The 15,701-nt window shown below is 54.9% G+C and carries 16 protein-coding genes and 4 tRNA genes; 7 read left to right on the top strand and 13 right to left on the bottom strand.

All coding sequences use genetic code 11. From position 1 onward, the window contains the following. Window positions 1-73 precede the first annotated feature (73 nt). Together cysM and pdxK are read left to right on the top strand one after the other, a co-directional pair. Entirely contained in the window at window positions 74-985 is a 912-nt protein-coding gene (gene cysM, locus B498_RS09810) for a cysteine synthase CysM (protein WP_008501606.1), read from the top strand. Between the two features lie 5 nt (window positions 986-990). Then, complete coding sequence (gene pdxK / locus B498_RS09815) at window positions 991-1,827, top strand: pyridoxine/pyridoxal/pyridoxamine kinase (protein WP_008501605.1); 837 nt, start codon at window positions 991-993, stop codon at window positions 1,825-1,827. 44 nt (window positions 1,828-1,871) lie between these two features. Here the strand turns inward: pdxK and crr are convergent, their stop codons facing one another. From crr to cysZ, 5 genes are all read right to left on the bottom strand, one after another. Further along, window positions 1,872-2,381: a PTS glucose transporter subunit IIA gene (crr, locus tag B498_RS09820; RefSeq protein ID WP_003861316.1), complete on the bottom strand. Its 510-nt coding sequence runs from the start codon at window positions 2,379-2,381 to the stop codon at window positions 1,872-1,874. 40 nt (window positions 2,382-2,421) lie between these two features. Further along, the gene (gene ptsI / locus B498_RS09825) at window positions 2,422-4,149 is read right to left on the bottom strand and encodes a phosphoenolpyruvate-protein phosphotransferase PtsI (RefSeq protein WP_008501604.1); all 1,728 of its coding nucleotides are present in this window, start codon (window positions 4,147-4,149) and stop codon (window positions 2,422-2,424) included. Window positions 4,150-4,193: 44 nt separating this feature from the next. Then, window positions 4,194-4,451, bottom strand: a complete 258-nt coding sequence (gene ptsH, locus B498_RS09830) for a phosphocarrier protein Hpr (RefSeq protein ID WP_000487600.1) — start codon at window positions 4,449-4,451, stop codon at window positions 4,194-4,196. Between the two features lie 317 nt (window positions 4,452-4,768). Continuing rightward, entirely contained in the window at window positions 4,769-5,740 is a 972-nt protein-coding gene (gene cysK, locus B498_RS09835; protein ID WP_008501603.1) for a cysteine synthase A, read from the bottom strand. A 163-nt stretch (window positions 5,741-5,903) separates the two neighbouring features. Beyond that, window positions 5,904-6,665 carry a sulfate transporter CysZ gene (gene cysZ, locus B498_RS09840; protein WP_008501602.1) on the bottom strand — a complete coding sequence of 254 codons (762 nt, stop codon included), beginning with the start codon at window positions 6,663-6,665 and terminating at the stop codon, window positions 5,904-5,906. Window positions 6,666-6,895: 230 nt separating this feature from the next. Here cysZ and zipA point away from each other — a divergent pair, with 230 nt between their 5' ends. The 3 genes from zipA (at window position 6,896) to B498_RS09855 (ending at window position 10,181) form a co-directional block, all read left to right on the top strand. After that, window positions 6,896-7,879, top strand: coding sequence for a cell division protein ZipA (gene zipA, locus B498_RS09845; RefSeq protein ID WP_008501601.1), 984 nt, complete (start codon window positions 6,896-6,898; stop codon window positions 7,877-7,879). Window positions 7,880-7,948: 69 nt separating this feature from the next. Next, the gene (gene ligA / locus B498_RS09850) at window positions 7,949-9,964 is read left to right on the top strand and encodes an NAD-dependent DNA ligase LigA (RefSeq protein WP_032622933.1); all 2,016 of its coding nucleotides are present in this window, start codon (window positions 7,949-7,951) and stop codon (window positions 9,962-9,964) included. A 1-nt stretch (window position 9,965) separates the two neighbouring features. Next, window positions 9,966-10,181 (top strand): DUF3820 family protein, encoded by a 216-nt coding sequence (locus B498_RS09855; RefSeq protein WP_008501599.1) that lies wholly within the window; start codon window positions 9,966-9,968, stop codon window positions 10,179-10,181. On the opposite strand, the gene B498_RS09860 is transcribed toward B498_RS09855, so the two are convergent. Beyond that, a complete protein-coding gene (locus B498_RS09860; RefSeq protein ID WP_008501598.1) occupies window positions 10,178-11,173 on the bottom strand; it encodes a bile acid:sodium symporter family protein in 996 nt (331 codons plus the stop codon). The two genes, B498_RS09855 and B498_RS09860, sit on opposite strands and share 4 nt — an antisense overlap. 89 nt (window positions 11,174-11,262) lie before the next feature. Between B498_RS09860 and B498_RS09865 the strand changes: the two genes are divergently transcribed. Then, window positions 11,263-12,204 carry a LysR family transcriptional regulator gene (locus tag B498_RS09865; RefSeq protein WP_008501597.1) on the top strand — a complete coding sequence of 314 codons (942 nt, stop codon included), beginning with the start codon at window positions 11,263-11,265 and terminating at the stop codon, window positions 12,202-12,204. On the opposite strand, the gene B498_RS09870 is transcribed toward B498_RS09865, so the two are convergent. The 5 genes from B498_RS09870 to B498_RS09890 all read right to left on the bottom strand — a co-directional run bounded on the left by B498_RS09870 (window position 12,195) and on the right by B498_RS09890 (window position 13,037). Continuing rightward, the gene (locus B498_RS09870; RefSeq protein WP_008501596.1) at window positions 12,195-12,533 is read right to left on the bottom strand and encodes a FlxA-like family protein; all 339 of its coding nucleotides are present in this window, start codon (window positions 12,531-12,533) and stop codon (window positions 12,195-12,197) included. The genes B498_RS09865 and B498_RS09870 overlap by 10 nt on opposite strands. A gap of 126 nt (window positions 12,534-12,659) precedes the next feature. After that, window positions 12,660-12,735 (bottom strand) — tRNA-Lys (locus B498_RS09875). A gap of 4 nt (window positions 12,736-12,739) precedes the next feature. Beyond that, window positions 12,740-12,815, bottom strand: a tRNA-Val gene (locus B498_RS09880). A 29-nt stretch (window positions 12,816-12,844) separates the two neighbouring features. Beyond that, window positions 12,845-12,920, bottom strand: a tRNA-Val gene (locus B498_RS09885). A 41-nt stretch (window positions 12,921-12,961) separates the two neighbouring features. Beyond that, window positions 12,962-13,037, bottom strand: a tRNA-Val gene (locus B498_RS09890). Window positions 13,038-13,295: 258 nt separating this feature from the next. Here B498_RS09890 and gltX point away from each other — a divergent pair. Beyond that, window positions 13,296-14,711, top strand: coding sequence for a glutamate--tRNA ligase (gene gltX / locus B498_RS09895; RefSeq protein ID WP_008501595.1), 1,416 nt, complete (start codon window positions 13,296-13,298; stop codon window positions 14,709-14,711). Between the two features lie 46 nt (window positions 14,712-14,757). Here the strand turns inward: gltX and B498_RS09900 are convergent, their stop codons facing one another. After that, window positions 14,758-15,150 (bottom strand): YfeC-like transcriptional regulator, encoded by a 393-nt coding sequence (locus B498_RS09900; RefSeq protein ID WP_008501594.1) that lies wholly within the window; start codon window positions 15,148-15,150, stop codon window positions 14,758-14,760. A 1-nt stretch (window position 15,151) separates the two neighbouring features. After that, on the bottom strand, window positions 15,152-15,514 hold the full coding sequence (locus tag B498_RS09905; RefSeq protein ID WP_008501593.1) for a YfeC-like transcriptional regulator: 363 nt from the start codon (window positions 15,512-15,514) through the stop codon (window positions 15,152-15,154). Window positions 15,515-15,701: the final 187 nt, after the last annotated feature.

The following is a 15,701-nucleotide window of genomic DNA, read 5'->3' as shown; positions in this document are numbered from 1 at the left end:
GCCTACAGCTAAAACTGCGTCTTGTAGGCCGGGATCGCTGCGCGCAACCCGGCTTTTTTATTGAGTAAAAATCGTGAATACACTCGAACACACCATCGGCAATACCCCTCTGGTCAAGCTTCAGCGCATGGGGCCGGATAACGGCAGCGAAATCTGGGTCAAACTCGAAGGCAATAACCCGGCGGGGTCGGTGAAAGACCGTGCCGCACTGTCGATGATCGTCCAGGCCGAAAAGCGCGGCGAGATTAAGCCGGGCGACGTGCTGATTGAAGCCACCAGCGGCAACACCGGTATCGCCCTGGCGATGATTGCGGCGCTGAAAGGCTACCGCATGAAGCTGCTGATGCCGGACAATATGAGTCAGGAGCGTCGCGCCGCGATGCGTGCCTACGGAGCCGAGCTGATTCTGGTGACCAAAGAGCAGGGGATGGAAGGCGCGCGCGACCTGGCGTTAGAAATGGCCGAGCGCGGCGAAGGTAAACTGCTCGATCAGTTTAACAACCCGGACAACCCTTACGCGCACTACACCACCACCGGCCCGGAAATCTGGCAGCAAACCGACGGGCGCATTACCCATTTTGTCTCCAGCATGGGCACCACGGGGACCATTACCGGCGTATCCCGTTTTCTGCGCGAGCAGGCGAAAGCCGTCACCATCGTTGGCCTGCAGCCGGAAGAGGGGAGCAGCATTCCGGGCATTCGCCGCTGGCCGGCGGAGTATATGCCCGGCATCTTTAATGCGCAGCTTGTGGACCAGGTGCTGGATCTTCACCAGCGCGAGGCGGAAAATACCATGCGTGAGCTGGCCGTGCGCGAAGGTATCTTCTGCGGCGTCAGCTCGGGCGGAGCGGTAGCGGGTGCGATTCGGGTGGCGCAGGCAAACCCGGGTGCAGTAGTGGTGGCGATTATTTGCGATCGCGGCGATCGCTATCTCTCTACCGGCGTCTTTGGTGAAGAGAGTTATTCGCAGGGGGCGGGGATTTAAGCGTCATGGAGATGATTCTATTCCGGGATAATACCCGGGCGCAGCAAACCGATATTGTCGCCGTGCAGTCGCAGGTGGTGTACGGCAGCGTGGGGAACAGCATTGCGGTACCGAATATTCGTACCCACAGGCTGAACGTTACCGCCGTGCCGACGGTACTGTTCAGCAACACGCCGCACTATGACACCTTCTACGGCGGCGTGATCCCCGACGAGTGGTTCAGCGGCTACCTTAAGGCGCTGGAAGAGCGAGAGATCCTGCGCGAGCTTAAGGCGGTCACCACCGGCTATATGGGCAGTGCCAGCCAGATCGTCCTGCTGGCGCAGTGGTTGAAGGCGGTCAAAGCGCAGCATCCTGACCTGCTGGTGCTGGTCGATCCGGTTATCGGCGATATCGACAGCGGGATGTACGTGAAGCCTGAGATCCCCGAAGCGTATCGGGAGCACCTGCTGCCGCTGGCGCAGGGGATCACGCCCAATGTCTACGAGCTGGAAGTGTTAAGCGGCAAGCCGTGCCGCACGCCGGAAAGCGCCATCGCGGCGGCACAGGGACTGCTCTCCGACAGCCTGAAATGGGTGGCGATCACCAGTGCGCCGGTTGCCGACGATCCGCAAAACATCCACGTGGTGCTGGTCTCACGCGAGGGCGTCACCGTCAGCGCGCATCCGCGCGTAGAGACCGATCTGAAAGGGACGGGCGATCTGTTCTGTTCAGAGCTGGTGAGCGGCATTGTAGAGGGGAAAACCGTTGCCGATGCCATTCGCATGGCCGGCGATCGGGTGACTGACGTCATGCTGTATACCCAGTCAAAAGGCTACGACGAGCTTATCCTCCCGGCATAAACAAAAATGGCGCCCGAAGGCGCCATTTTTCTGTGCGGCAAGAATTACTTCTTGATGCGGATAACCGGGGTTTCACCCACGGTGACGCTGCCAGACAGTTTGATCAGTTCTTTGATTTCGTCCATGTTGGAGATAACAACCGGCGTCAGGGTAGACTTGGCTTTTTCTTCCAGCAGTGGCAGATCGAATTCAATCACCGGGTCGCCAACTTTCACACGCTGGCCTTCTTCCGCGATACGTTTGAAGCCTTCGCCTTTCAGTTCAACGGTGTCGATACCGAAGTGAACGAACAGTTCGATACCGCTATCAGATTCGATAGAGAACGCATGGTTGGTTTCAAAAATTTTACCGATGGTGCCGTCAACTGGAGCAACCATTTTGTTGCCAGTTGGTTTGATAGCAATGCCATCACCAACGATTTTCTCAGCAAACACTACATCCGGCACGTCTTCGATGTTGACGATCTCGCCGGAGAGCGGAGCAACAATCTCAATAGTTCCGGAGTCTTTCTTATCATCAGAAACCAGAGATTTCAGTTTATCGAACAAACCCATGATCTTCTCCTAAGCAGTAATTTGGGCCGCATCTCGTGGATTAGCAGATTGTTTTTTCTTCAATGAACTTGTTAACCAGCGTCATTAACTCGTCCGTTGTCGGTTGAGCAAGAGCCTGCTCTGCTAACACCTTCGCATCTTCGAAGTTCGTGTTACGGATAATCTTCTTAATGCGCGGGATGGAAATGGCGCTCATAGAGAATTCGTCCAGACCCATACCCAGCAACAGAAGTGTAGCACGTTCGTCGCCTGCAAGCTCACCACACATGCCAGTCCATTTACCTTCTGCATGAGAAGCATCAATAACTTGCTTGATCAAGTTCAGTACGGACGGTGACATTGGCTGGTAGAGATGTGAAATCATATCATTACCACGGTCAACTGCCAGGGTGTACTGCGTTAAATCATTGGTGCCGATACTAAAGAAATCAACTTCTTTGGCTAAATGACGCGCAATGGTCGCCGCCGCTGGTGTTTCCACCATCACGCCGATCTCGATTGACTCGTCAAACGCTTTACCTTCGTCACGCAGTTCCTGTTTGTAGATTTCGATCTCTTTCTTCAGTGCACGCACTTCTTCAACAGAGATGATCATCGGGAACATGATGCGCAGCTTACCGAAAGCGGACGCACGCAGGATTGCGCGAACCTGGTCACGCAGGATCTCTTTACGATCCATCGCAATACGCACGGCACGCCAGCCCAGGAACGGGTTCTCTTCTTTCGGGAAGTTCATGTACGGCAGCTCTTTGTCGCCACCGATGTCCATGGTACGGACGATAACCGCCTGAGAGCCACAGGCTTCAGCAACGGCTTTATACGCAGCAAACTGCTCTTCTTCCGTTGGCAGCGCGTCGCGGTCCATGAACAGGAATTCTGTACGATAGAGACCAACGCCTTCCGCACCGTTGCGCTCAGCGCCATCAACGTCGCGGACGGTACCGATGTTTGCGCACACTTCTACCTGATGGCCGTCCAGAGTGATGGCTGGCAGGTCTTTCAGCTTAGCGAGTTCCGCTTTTTCAGTCGCAACCTGCTCCTGAACCGCGCGCAGTTTTTCGATCTCTTCGTTAGTTGGGTTGACGTAAACCAGATTGTTTACAGCATCCAGAATCAGATAATCGCCGTTTTTCACCTGAGAGGTGACGCTACCGGTACCCACGATGGCAGGCAGTTCAAGAGAACGCGCCATGATAGAGGTGTGGGAGGTACGGCCGCCCGCATCGGTGATGAAACCGAGGACCTTTTTCAGGTTCAGCTGTGCGGTTTCAGACGGGGTGAGGTCAGCGGCAACCAGGATCACTTCATCCTGAATCGCGCTCAGGTCGATAATGGCCAGACCCAGGATGTTGCGCAGCAGGCGCTTACCGATGTCACGTACGTCAGCCGCACGCTCTTTCAGGTATTCATCATCCAGTTCTTCCAGGGCAGTTGCCTGACCTTCGATAACTTCATGCGCAGCCGCGTCGGCCGTCATGCCTTTATCTTTAATCAGGGCTATGATTTCCTGCTCCAGCTCCTCATCTTCGAGCAGCATGATGTGCCCTTCGAAGATGGCTTCTTTTTCTTCACCGAAAGTTTCGCCAGCTTTAGTTTTGATTGCTTCCAGTTGCGCAGATGCCTTGGCACGACCGCTCAGAAAACGTTCAACTTCCTGATCAACCTTGTCGGCAGAAATTTTTTTCCGGTCGATGACGATCTCGTCTTCTTTCAGCAGCAGTGCTTTGCCGAAAGCGATACCCGGGGATGCTAAAATGCCTGAAATCATAACCCTACCTTACTTGTGACTGATATTTAAAAGAACCCGGAAACTTACTCGAGCTCAGCCATCAGTTTTACCAGATGCTCAACTGCTTTCTGCTCGTCTTCACCTTCCGCAGAGATGGTGACTACGGTGCCCTGAGTCAGGCCCAGAGTCTGCAGTTTGAACAGGCTTTTTGCGCTGGCGCTTTTGCCGTTGGAAGTCACAGTGATTTCAGAAGTGAAGCCTTTCGCTTCTTTAACAAACTGAGCAGCAGGGCGGGTGTGCAGACCGTTCGGAGCGGTAATGGTAACTTCTTGCTGGAACATTGTATTTCCCCAACTTATAGGTTTAGTGTTGTGGAACTAAAGTCTAGCCTGGCGACTGAACTTTAGCCTGTATTGTTAGCGCTGACGTTTCGATCGTCATTAAACATTATGCAGCGAAAGCAAGACTTGAACCAAATCATAAAATCGATTCAGCAAGGCTATTTCGTTCGCTGATTAATTTCACGCATCAAAATAATTGCTGGTTTAAATACCAGACCCAACGGGGTGAAGCAATGCCAGGAGGGGCAAAAGTTTGAAGCAGGCCACAAAAAAGCACCTGAAAAGGTGCTTTTTTACGCGTTATTAACATAGTGGCACTACTGTTGCAGCTCTTTTTCAGTGAACAGATCGGCAAACAGTGCGGTGCTCAAGTAACGCTCACCCGAGGAAGGAAGGATAACCACAATATTCTTATTGGTAAAGGCCTCATCTTCCTGAAGTTTAAGCGCTGCCGCAACGGCCGCACCGGAAGAGATACCTGCCAGAATGCCTTCTTCGTCCATCAGGCGACGCGCGGTAGAGATGGCTTCTTCGTTCGTGATAGTGACTACTTTATCAATCAGCTTCAGATCCAGGTTGCCCGGAATGAAGCCTGCGCCAATCCCCTGAATTTTGTGCGGGCCGGGTTTGAGCTCTTCCCCCGCCAGGGCCTGGGTGATAACCGGTGAATCAGTCGGCTCAACGGCAACGGTGATCAGCTCTTTTTTACCTTTGGTGCCTTTAATATAGCGTGACACGCCGGTCAGCGTGCCGCCGGTACCTACGCCGGAGATAAAGACGTCAACCTGGCCGTCGGTATCTTCCCAGATTTCCGGGCCGGTAGTCTTCTCGTGAATTTCCGGGTTAGCCGGGTTGCTGAACTGCTGCAGCAGCAGGTATTTCGCCGGATCGCTGGCCACAATCTCTTCGGCTTTCTGAATGGCACCCTTCATGCCCTTCGCGCCTTCGGTCAGCACCAGGTTCGCGCCCAGCGCTTTAAGCAGCTTACGACGCTCGATGCTCATGGTTTCAGGCATGGTCAGCGTCAGCTTGTAGCCGCGCGCGGCAGCAACATAGGCCAGAGCGATCCCGGTATTGCCGCTGGTCGGTTCCACCAGCTCAACGCCCGGCTTCAGTACGCCACGTTTTTCAGCATCCCAAATCATGTTTGCACCGATACGGCATTTTACGCTGAAGCTCGGGTTACGTGATTCGACCTTCGCCAGAATGCGTCCATTACCGATACGGTTCAGTCGAACCAGGGGCGTATGACCGATAGTCAGCGAGTTGTCTTCATAAATCTTACTCATGGCCTGTCCTTAACTGTATGAAATTGGGATACCGACCCAGCATACCTGCTAAGCAGGTAGGGGGAAGTAAGGAATTCGCATATCTATATACTGCAAGGAAATAATGGGGATCAGTATGGAATAAGGGGCGGCATAAGCCACCCCAGCTTTACACATTTTTGCATTATTTCCATAACGCGTGCTTAGCACGGTAGCAGTCGACCCACATGGCGGTCGCGCCGCAAACGGCAACCGGCATGATGAACAGATTCAGGAACGGAATCATAGTGAACAGGCTGGTCAGCGCGCCAAACTGCATATTGGCGATCTTCTGGCTGCGCAGGGCGGTGCGCATCTCTTTAAACGGCACCTTGTGGTTATCGAACGGATAGTCGCAGTACTGGATGGCCAGCATCCAGGCGCTGAACAGGAACCACAGCACCGGTGCCACCGTCTGGCCAATGCCGGGCACAAAATAGAGGATAAGCAGCACAACCGCGCGGGGCAGGTACCAGGCAAACTTCTGCCATTCACGCTTCATAATGCGAGGGAGGTCTTTCATGATCCCCAGGATGCCCGTGTCCGGCGGTGTTGCGCCGGTAAGGCGCGCTTCCAGCTGTTCCGCCAGCAAACCGTTAAACGGCGCGGCTATCCAGTTGGCAATCGTCGAGAAGAAGTAGCCAAATACCAGCAAAACGGAGATCACCGCCACCGGCCAGAGCAGGTAGTTAAGCCACTGCAGCCAGTCCGGCACGTAGCTCATCAGCGATGGGATCCAGCTTTCCAGTTTTGTGAACAGCCACCAGAACGCGCCGCCCATCAGAATAATGTTGATCAACAGCGGCAGAATGACGAAGCGTCGAATACCCGGCAGAGAGACCAGTTTCCAGCCCTGAGAAAAATACCAGACGCCGCTGCGCGGGGGAGAAGAAGATGTTGAAACCATAGCCAGGCTGTACTCCTTTTTACACAACCAGTGGAATTGCCCGCCTATATTATCCACTTACGGACCAATGACCAGTTCGGAAATGTTCGAAAAACCAGCAAAAAGCACGATTTCCTTCATCTTTATGCTGTGAATGCTCTGCACACACTTGCACTTGACGTAAACGGCAAATACTCTTAGTGAGTAAATGTTTGCCGTGGTGGCAAGGTGTTAGAACAACAGAGAATATAATGATGCAGGATTTGCGTCTGATATTAATCATTGTTGGCGCGATCGCCATAATCGCTTTACTGGTACATGGTTTCTGGACCAGCCGTAAAGAGCGTTCCTCGATGTTTCGCGATCGCCCACTGAAGCGCATGAAGTCCAGTCGTGACGACGATGACAGTGAAGATGACATCGATGGAAGCGACGATGACGGCGTGGGTGAAGTTCGTGTTCATCGGGTCAATACTGCGCCCGGCGTAGGCCATGGGGAGCATGAAGCACCTCGTCCTTCGCAGCACCAGTATCAACCGCCGTATGCTTCTGCACAGCCGCGCCAGCCAGCGCCACAGCCAGTGGAAGAACCGGTGCGCCAGCCGCCGCAACAGCCTGTGTATCAGCAGCCTGCTGCGCCACAGCCGGTTCAACAGCAACCCGTGCAGCAGCCTGTGCAACAGCAGCCTGTGCAACCGGTACATCAACCGCAGCAGCCTGTTCATGTTCAACCTGCGCCGCAGCCCGCTCCGGCCCCGCACGTTGAGCCTGAGCCCGTTGTAGAGCCAGAGCCGGTTGTTGAAAAACCGCAGCGTAAAGAAGCGGTGATCATCATGAACGTGGCCGCCCATCACGGCAGCCATCTGAACGGTGACGTACTGCTGAACAGTATTCAACAGGCCGGCTTCAAGTTTGGTGATATGAATATCTTCCATCGTCACCTGAGCCCGGACGGTAGCGGCCCGGCGCTATTTAGCCTGGCCAATATGGTTAACCCTGGCACATTCGACCCAGAAATGACGGGCGATTTCGTGACGCCGGGTGTCACTATCTTTATGCAGGTGCCGTCCTACGGCGACGAACTGCAAAACTTTAAGCTGATGCTGCAATCCGCTCAGCACATCGCTGACGAAGTGGGTGGTGTGGTGCTCGACGATCAGCGTCGCATGATGACCCCGCAGAAGCTGCGTGAGTATCAGGACCGCATCCGCGAAGTTAAGGAAGCCAACGCATAACCGACGCGTTATCTTCAACTCCTCCTCAACCCCCGCATGTCGGGGGTTTTTTCTCATTGATGGTGTGATATGGACTCAATCGAACAACAACTCACTGAACTGCGAACCACGCTTCGCCATCATGAATATCTCTATCATGTTATGGACGCGCCGGAAGTCCCGGATGCGGAGTATGATCGCCTGATGCGCGAGCTGCGCGAATTAGAGGCGCAGCATCCTGAACTCATTACACCGGATTCCCCCACCCAGCGCGTCGGCGCTGAGCCGCTGGGCGCTTTCAGCCAGGTGCGTCATGAAGTACCGATGCTGTCGCTGGATAACGTCTTCGATGAAGAGAGCTTTCTCGCGTTTAACAAGCGCGTGCAGGATCGCCTGAAAAGCAGCGACGCTCTCACCTGGTGCTGCGAACTGAAGCTGGATGGCCTGGCGGTCAGTCTTCTCTATGAAAACGGCGTGCTGGTGCGTGCCGCGACGCGTGGCGACGGTACGACGGGCGAAGACATCACTACCAACGTGCGTACCATTCGCGCGATCCCGCTGAAGCTGCAGGGTGACAATATTCCTGCACGTCTGGAAGTGCGCGGCGAGGTGTTTCTGCCCCAGGCGGGCTTCGAGAAAATTAACGAAGAGGCACGTCGCACCGGCGGGAAAGTGTTTGCTAACCCGCGTAACGCGGCGGCGGGCTCGCTGCGCCAGCTTGATCCGCGCATCACCGCGAAGCGACCGCTTACGTTCTTCTGCTACGGCGTCGGTATTCTGGAGGGCGGCGAGCTGCCGGATACCCATCTCGGGCGTCTGCTGCAGTTTAAGGCGTGGGGCCTGCCGGTGAGCAACCGCGTTCAGCTCTGCGACTCGCCGGAAGCGGTGCTGGCGTTCTACCACAAGGTGGAAGCGGACCGTCCGACGCTCGGCTTTGATATTGATGGCGTGGTCATCAAGGTGAACTCGCTGGCGCTGCAGGAGCAGCTGGGCTTTGTGGCGCGCGCGCCGCGCTGGGCGGTGGCGTTTAAGTTCCCGGCTCAGGAGCAGATGACCTTCGTCCGCGACGTGGAGTTCCAGGTGGGACGTACGGGGGCCATTACCCCGGTCGCTCGTCTGGAGCCCGTGCAGGTGGCGGGTGTGTTGGTGAGTAATGCCACGCTGCATAATGCCGATGAGATCGAACGCCTGGGCCTGCGTATCGGTGACAAAGTGGTGATCCGCCGCGCGGGTGATGTGATCCCGCAGGTGGTTAACGTCGTTGAGTCAGAACGTCCTGACGATACGCGCGAGGTTGTCTTCCCGACCCATTGCCCGGTGTGCGGCTCGGACGTCGAGCGCGTAGAAGGTGAAGCGGTGGCGCGCTGTACGGGCGGCTTAATCTGTGGCGCGCAGCGTAAAGAGTCACTGAAGCACTTCGTCTCCCGTCGCGCAATGGACGTTGACGGTATGGGCGACAAGATTATCGATCAGTTGGTTGAGAAAGAGTACGTCCACACGCCAGCGGATCTCTTCAGGCTGACCGCAGGTAAACTAACCGGTCTGGATCGCATGGGGCCAAAGTCAGCCCAGAACGTGGTTAACGCGCTGGAAGCGGCAAAAGAGACCACCTTCGCCCGTTTTCTTTATGCGCTGGGCATTCGTGAAGTGGGTGAAGCGACGGCAGCAGGGCTGGCGGTGTACTTTGGTACGCTGGAGGCGCTGGAAAAGGCAAGCATCGAGGAGCTACAGAAAGTCCCGGATGTCGGCATCGTCGTCGCTACGCACGTCTTTAACTTCTTTGCCGAAGAGAGCAACCGCGAGGTCATCGGCCAACTGCTGGCAGAGGGCATCAAATGGCCTGCGCCGGTCGTCGTCAACGCCGAAGAGATCGACAGCCCGTTCGCCGGTAAAACGGTGGTGCTGACCGGCAGCCTGAGCCAGCTATCCCGTGATGATGCAAAGGCACGTCTGGTCGCGCTGGGAGCTAAAGTGGCGGGCAGCGTGTCGAAGAAAACCGACCTGGTGATCGCCGGGGAAGCCGCCGGTTCCAAGCTGGCGAAAGCCCAGGAGCTGGGCATTGAGGTTATCGACGAAGCAGAAATGATGCGTCTGTTAGGAGAGTAACGTGGAGAAAGAGCAGCTCGTTGAGATCGCCAATACGGAGATGCCGTTCGGTAAATACAAGGGCCGCAGGCTGATTGATTTGCCGGAGGAGTATCTGCTGTGGTTTGCCCGTAAGGATGAATTCCCGGCAGGGCGACTGGGCGAGCTGATGGCGATTGCGTTACTGATCAAAACCGAGGGGCTGACCCAGCTGGTGCAGCCCCTGAAACGTCCTTAAGCCTTTGCGGCGCGGGTCCCTTCCTGCGCCAGTTTTTCCGTCTGGCGCTTGTAGCGACGCGCCAGCACCGCGCAGACCATCAGCTGGATCTGATGGAAAATCATTAGCGGCAGTACCATCATTCCAATCACCGAGGTCGGGAACAGAATGTTGGCCATCGGGATACCGTTTGCCAGACTCTTCTTCGAACCGCAGAACACAATCGTAATTTCATCCGCTTTGTTGAAGCCGCACTTGCGTGCCACAAAGACGTTTACTGCAATGACAATTGCCAGCAGGATGAGGCTGACCACCACGATAAAGAGCAGCGAACCAGCGCCCACCTTATGCCAGATCCCGTTCACGACCGCTTCGCTGAAGGCGGAATAGACCACCAGCAGGATCGACGACTGGTCGGTTTTTGAAATCCATTTCTTGTGCTTTGCCACAAATGCGCCCGTCCACGGACGCGAGAGATGCCCCAGCACAAACGGCAGCAGCAGCTGCAAACAGATTTTGCCGACTTGCTCAAGGTTACCTTCCGCGCCGTGCATGTTCATCAGCAGGCCCACCAGCAGCGGGGAGACGAAAATCCCCAGCAGGCTGGATGCGGATGCCGAGCAGACGGCGGCCGCAACGTTCCCTCCCGCCAGAGAGGTAAAGGCAATGGCGGATTGCACGGTAGCCGGCAGAATGCAGAGATACAGAAAACCGGTATAGAGCGCCGGGTCGACGTTAACCGGTGCCCACCAGGCAAACAGCACGCCGAGGATCGGGAAGAGAATGAACGTGCTGCACATTACCCAGAGATGCAGCCGCCAGTGGCTCCCCCCTGCGATAATCGCTTCACGGGACAGCTTCGCGCCGTGCATAAAAAACAGCAGTGCAATGGCGGCCGTCGTCAGCCCTTCAAAGAACGGAACGAACCCGCCGCGAGCGGGAAAGAACGAGGCCAGTAAAACGGTAACGACCAGGGTGAGCGTAAACGGATCAACAATACGAAATAGTTTCATAATGACTCCTGAAAACAGATGTCGCTATTGTGCTTTTTTCCATTTGAGAAATAAAATTGATTTATTGCATCCATTCATGAATTAAACAGATGAATTATTCCTTACGCCAGCTCCGCATTTTCGTTACCGTCGCCAATGCCCGCAGCTTTAGCCGGGCAGGGGAGATGATTGGCCTGAGCCAGTCGGCGGTCAGCCACAGCGTGAAAGAACTGGAAAATCAGACCGGCGTCCGGTTGCTTGACCGCACCACGCGCGAAGTGGTGTTGACCGAAGCCGGGCAGCAGCTTGCTCTGCGCCTTGAACGGCTGCTGGATGAGCTGAACAGCACGCTCAGAGACGTGGGGAGGCTGGGGCAGCAGCTTTCGGGTACCGTGCGGGTCGCGGCCAGCCAGACGATATCTGCACACCTTATCCCGCAGTGTATTGCCGAGGGGAACCATCGCTACCCGGACATTGACTTTGTCCTGCATGACCGGCCACAGCAGTGGGTACTGGAGAGCATCCGCCAGGGGGATGTCGATTTTGGTATTGTTATCGATCCCGGCCAGGTGAGCGATCTGGAGTGCGAAAGCGTACTTTCGGAGCCCTTTTTGCTGCTCTGCCGTGACGACGATCCGCTGGCCGCGTTGCCTGACGTCAGGTGGCAGTCACTGCAGGGCGCAAACCTGGTTTTACAAGATTATGCCTCGGGCAGCCGCCCGCTGATTGATTCCGCGCTGATGAATCAGGGGGTAAAGGCAGCGATCGTGCAGGAGATTGGCCACCCGGCAACGCTGTTTCCCATGGTGGAAGCCGGGATCGGCATCAGCGTGTTGCCCGCCCTGGCGCTTCCCCTGCCTCAGGGAAGTCGACTGGCCGTGAAGCGGTTGACGCCCGTTGTCGAACGAAAGCTAATGCTGGTGCGGCGAAAAAATCGTTCACTCTCGGGGGCGGCGCAGGCTATCTGGGAAGTGGTGCGTATCCAGGCACAGCGATTGACCGAGGCCCGCATACGCGATCCACTGTTTAACGCTTCAGAAGATCAGATGTAGATATCAATCTGGTTATTGTCTGATGGGCTATTCACACCTTCCACTTTGCCCAGTTTTTGATCCTGCTTTTTCTGGGCCTCTTCGGCCTGCTGGCGCTGCAGTGCGGCGAGCTGCGCCTGCAGCACTTTGATCTGGGTCTGAATCAGTTCCTGCTGCTTTTTCTTATCTTCCGTGCTGCCGGGACTGTTCGCCAGCTCTTTTAGCTGCTGAGTTAGCTTTTTGATCTTATCGAGAATGCGGCTGATTTGCGCGGCGATATCGTTACTGCTGGAAGTACCGCTCCCGCCGCTGGTTTGAATAGGTTGGGTTGATGCCTGAATGGTCGTCATACTTTTTCCTCGCGTTATAAAACAGAGGTATCGGCACCGACGGGATTAGCTTGAGGAAAATGCGGCAGGTTCACATTTTTTATATCGCAGATAGCAAAAAAGCGCCTTTAGGGCGCTTTTTTACATTGGTGGGTCGTGCAGGATTCGAACCTGCGACCAATTGATTAAAAGTCAACTGCTCTACCAACTGAGCTAACGACCCGAAATGGTGGGCGATGACGGGCTCGAACCGCCGACCCCCTCCGTGTAAAGGAGATGCTCTACCAACTGAGCTAATCGCCCATTTCGGAACTGCTGCGATAAGATGAGAATGGTGGGCGATGACGGGCTCGAACCGCCGACCCCCTCCGTGTAAAGGAGATGCTCTACCAACTGAGCTAATCGCCCAATCTCAATCCTTATCTACACTGCGAGTCTACCGAAGTAGATGGTGGGTGATGACGGGCTCGAACCGCCGACCCCCTCCGTGTAAAGGAGATGCTCTACCAACTGAGCTAATCACCCCCGCTGTGTGGAGTCGCATTATAGGGAGAGTTGAAAATGAGTCAACGCATTTTCTAAAGTTTTTATTCGTTCGTCGTAAAATTAAGCAAAACGATCGCGAAACGGGCAGTGGCGCATGATTTCTAAACAAAAATCGCAAACTCGGGCCCGATTCAGGGAACAACATTGAGGAATCGCCGCACAGTGATAGAATATTGCCCATTGTTTTTTCCCCAGGATTTGCCGATTGCCGGCATCTTTATAACGTAAGGCCATTTCATGAAAATCAAAACTCGCTTCGCGCCGAGCCCGACAGGCTATCTGCACGTCGGTGGTGCACGTACCGCTCTCTATTCCTGGCTTTTCGCACGCCACAACAAAGGTGAGTTCGTGCTGCGTATTGAAGACACCGATCTTGAGCGCTCCACGCCAGAAGCAATTGAAGCCATTATGGATGGGATGAACTGGCTGAACCTGGAATGGGATGAAGGTCCCTACTTCCAGACCAAACGCTTTGACCGCTATAACGCCGTCATTGATGAGATGCTGGTCGCGGGCACGGCGTATAAGTGCTACTGCTCCAAAGAGCGTCTGGATGCGCTGCGTGAAGAGCAGATGGCGAACGGTGAAAAGCCGCGTTATGACGGCCGCTGCCGCCACGACCACAGCGAGCATGCTGCAGATGAGCCTTGCGTTGTGCGTTTTGCTAACCCGCAAGAGGGGTCTGTGATCTTTGACGATCAGATCCGTGGCCCGATCGAATTCAGCAACCAGGAGCTCGACGATCTGATCATCCGTCGTACCGATGGTTCTCCAACCTACAACTTCTGCGTGGTGGTGGACGACTGGGATATGGAAATTACCCACGTTGTGCGCGGTGAAGACCATATCAACAACACGCCACGTCAGATCAACATCCTGAAGGCGCTGAACGCCCCTGTGCCTGTTTATGCGCACGTCTCCATGATCAACGGCGACGACGGGAAAAAGCTGTCTAAACGTCACGGTGCGGTGAGCGTGATGCAGTATCGCGACGACGGCTATCTGCCAGAAGCGCTGCTGAACTATCTGGTGCGTCTGGGCTGGGCTCACGGTGACCAGGAGATCTTCAGCCGCGAAGAGATGATCGAACTGTTCTCTCTGAGCTCTGTCAGCAAATCCGCCAGCGCGTTCAACACCGACAAGCTCCAGTGGCTGAACCATCACTACATCAATACCATGCCGCCAGAATATGTGGCGACGTATCTGCAGTGGCACATTGAGCAGGCAAATATTGATACCCGCACAGGCCCTGAGCTGGCGGATCTGGTGAAACTGCTCGGCGAGCGCTGCAAAACGCTGAAAGAGATTGCTGAAAGCTGCCGCTACTTCTATGAAGAGTTTGATGCGTTTGATGCGGACGCCGCGAAGAAACACCTTCGCCCGGTTGCGCGTCAGCCGCTGGAAGTGGTGCGTGACAAGCTGGCTGCTATTACCGAGTGGACCGCAGAGAATGTGCATCACGCCATTCAGGCGACGGCGGACGAGCTGGAAGTCGGCATGGGTAAAGTCGGTATGCCACTGCGCGTTGCGGTGACCGGTGCGGGTCAGTCTCCGGCGCTGGACGTAACGGTTCATGCTATCGGCAAATCACGCAGCGTAGCGCGCATTAACAAGGCTCTGGACTTTATCGCTGAACGAGAAAATCAGCAGTAATAACGTCTCAGATAAAACAAACGGCAGGGGAACCTGCCGTTTTTTTTTATGCTTCTTCTTCTGCAATACCCAGACGCTTAAGAAAGCCGTGAATGCCTTCGCGCTTCAGGAAGGTGTCCAGACGCTTCTGCTCTGCTGCAGTCATACTCTCCAGCGTCTCAATTATGCCCGGAAACAGGTTTGCAGAGGGGGCATTGTAGGCGGAAGTGGCCTCCGCGAGATGGTAAACCGCCTGACGGTTGCGAATCGCCGGGAGACTCATGATATGTTCCTTCACGCGCGCATCGATATGAATGAGCCTCGCGCGACCGCCTTTCACGCCATTGAGTCCTTCTGTTTTCCAGCCCTGCTGGCGAATCCAGCGATTAACCGTTTGCCTGGCAACGCCCAAACTCTCCGCCAGCTCTTCCGTGGTCATTTTGCTCCGTAATTTTTTCATATCAGTCCCGATCGCGAATCCCTAAACGTTGCAACAATCCGGTGATCCCTTCCCGCAGTAACAGCGATGTCATCTGTTTCTGCTCTTCCGGCGTCATTTCATCAGCCAGCGTCAGGAGTAGGGTGTGAAGCGAACTGTTATGGCTGGTACCTTCTGCCATATCGGACGTTTCGCTTGCCCGACGTGCGCTGCGGATAAAGTCGCGAACTTTTTCGTTCACATGTACCAGTCGCGCTTTCCCGCCCTGAACGCCAGGTTTTGGTGACGTAATCCAACCCTCTTTGCGTACCCATTTATTGATGGTCTGTCGGCTATAGCCAGTGAGCAGGGCTAACTCTTCTGGCGTCATTCGTTCCTTGATCATGCAATTTCCTGAATATCAGTGGGGTTAATTAACGGCTCATTTTATAGCACCGTTTTACATGAAAACGTGACAGGCTTAACTCCTGATTACGAGCACGCTCGCAAAGTGATTCATTTGCATGATTTTTCGGCGATCGAACGGCGGTCATTGATTTTGCCGTTGACACTCCGCAGCGGAATTCATATTA

This window comes from Enterobacter sp. SST3, from assembly GCF_000286655.1.
Taxonomy (GTDB): domain Bacteria; phylum Pseudomonadota; class Gammaproteobacteria; order Enterobacterales; family Enterobacteriaceae; genus Enterobacter; species Enterobacter roggenkampii.
Note: the sequence above shows the minus strand (reverse complement) of the source record. Positions and strands in the feature narration are given on the sequence as shown.

What these genes read in the sequence shown, in the direction of transcription:
- pdxK (WP_008501605.1), top strand. Translation starts at nt 991, where the DNA reads ATGGAGATGATTCTATTCCGGGATAATACCCGGGCGCAGCAAACCGAT.
- crr (WP_003861316.1), bottom strand. Translation starts at nt 2,381, where the DNA reads ATGGGTTTGTTCGATAAACTGAAATCTCTGGTTTCTGATGATAAGAAA.
- ptsI (WP_008501604.1), bottom strand. Translation starts at nt 4,149, where the DNA reads ATGATTTCAGGCATTTTAGCATCCCCGGGTATCGCTTTCGGCAAAGCA.
- ptsH (WP_000487600.1), bottom strand. Translation starts at nt 4,451, where the DNA reads ATGTTCCAGCAAGAAGTTACCATTACCGCTCCGAACGGTCTGCACACC.
- cysK (WP_008501603.1), bottom strand. Translation starts at nt 5,740, where the DNA reads ATGAGTAAGATTTATGAAGACAACTCGCTGACTATCGGTCATACGCCC.
- cysZ (WP_008501602.1), bottom strand. Translation starts at nt 6,665, where the DNA reads ATGGTTTCAACATCTTCTTCTCCCCCGCGCAGCGGCGTCTGGTATTTT.
- zipA (WP_008501601.1), top strand. Translation starts at nt 6,896, where the DNA reads ATGATGCAGGATTTGCGTCTGATATTAATCATTGTTGGCGCGATCGCC.
- ligA (WP_032622933.1), top strand. Translation starts at nt 7,949, where the DNA reads ATGGACTCAATCGAACAACAACTCACTGAACTGCGAACCACGCTTCGC.
- B498_RS09860 (WP_008501598.1), bottom strand. Translation starts at nt 11,173, where the DNA reads ATGAAACTATTTCGTATTGTTGATCCGTTTACGCTCACCCTGGTCGTT.
- B498_RS09865 (WP_008501597.1), top strand. Translation starts at nt 11,263, where the DNA reads ATGAATTATTCCTTACGCCAGCTCCGCATTTTCGTTACCGTCGCCAAT.
- B498_RS09870 (WP_008501596.1), bottom strand. Translation starts at nt 12,533, where the DNA reads ATGACGACCATTCAGGCATCAACCCAACCTATTCAAACCAGCGGCGGG.
- gltX (WP_008501595.1), top strand. Translation starts at nt 13,296, where the DNA reads ATGAAAATCAAAACTCGCTTCGCGCCGAGCCCGACAGGCTATCTGCAC.
- B498_RS09900 (WP_008501594.1), bottom strand. Translation starts at nt 15,150, where the DNA reads ATGAAAAAATTACGGAGCAAAATGACCACGGAAGAGCTGGCGGAGAGT.
- B498_RS09905 (WP_008501593.1), bottom strand. Translation starts at nt 15,514, where the DNA reads ATGATCAAGGAACGAATGACGCCAGAAGAGTTAGCCCTGCTCACTGGC.